Genomic DNA, 679 nt, shown 5'->3' with positions numbered 1-679 from the left:
TGCGTCACGCGAAAAACCAGCGCCAAGTCCCGGAAATGGCACGTTAAGCACGGTCCAGGCCGGCCTGCACGCCTGACGTGTAGCCGGGTAGCATGAAGGGGCGGACATTGCTGTCCGCCCCTTGTCCCGTCACCCGCCTGGTCGGGGATCAGGTGTCGAGAACCGCGACGATCTCGTAGGTGTGCGGATCGATCACGACGATCTGCTCACGAACCAGGATGAAGTCATATCCGCGCCATTCCGGATAGATCGTGACCACTTCGGCCGGGAGCGGGTGGAAGTGGACCTCGCGCGGCACCCGCGTGCCGACCGAGATGTTGAAGTTGACGTTGGTCACCGGCTCGACGCGCTCGCTGCGGATCACGCTGGTGATCTTGGTGCGCTGCTCGGTCGAGAGCTTGGCGCCGGCGCCGGCCTGGCCGGTGGTGGTCTGCGAGCGGTCGCCGCCGGTCTTGGTCTCGGCGGTGGTGCCGGTCTTGCTGTCGCGGCCCTCGGCCTTCATGTTGTTGTTCTCACGGCCCTCGCGACCTTCGGCCTTCATGTTCTTCGAGCCGCTCTTGTCGTTCTCGGAGGCCATGCCCTTCGAATTCGGGCCCTTCATGCCCTCCTCGGCACGCTGGCCCTTGGTCGCGGTGCCCTTCTGCTCCGACTGGCTGGAGCGCATCTCGGACGAGCCGCC

The 679-nt window shown here is 65.7% G+C and carries 1 protein-coding gene; it reads right to left on the bottom strand.

Annotated features, from left to right (window positions below; translation table 11 throughout):
* Nucleotides 1-148: 148 nt before the first annotated feature.
* Nucleotides 149-679, bottom strand: a 531-nt coding sequence (locus tag BRAS3809_RS20660; RefSeq protein ID WP_035657302.1) for a DUF1236 domain-containing protein, incomplete at its 5' end; no start/stop codon positions are given.

It is taken from the genome of Bradyrhizobium sp. STM 3809, from assembly GCF_000239795.1.
GTDB lineage: Bacteria > Pseudomonadota > Alphaproteobacteria > Rhizobiales > Xanthobacteraceae > Bradyrhizobium.
Note: the sequence above shows the minus strand (reverse complement) of the source record. Positions and strands in the feature narration are given on the sequence as shown.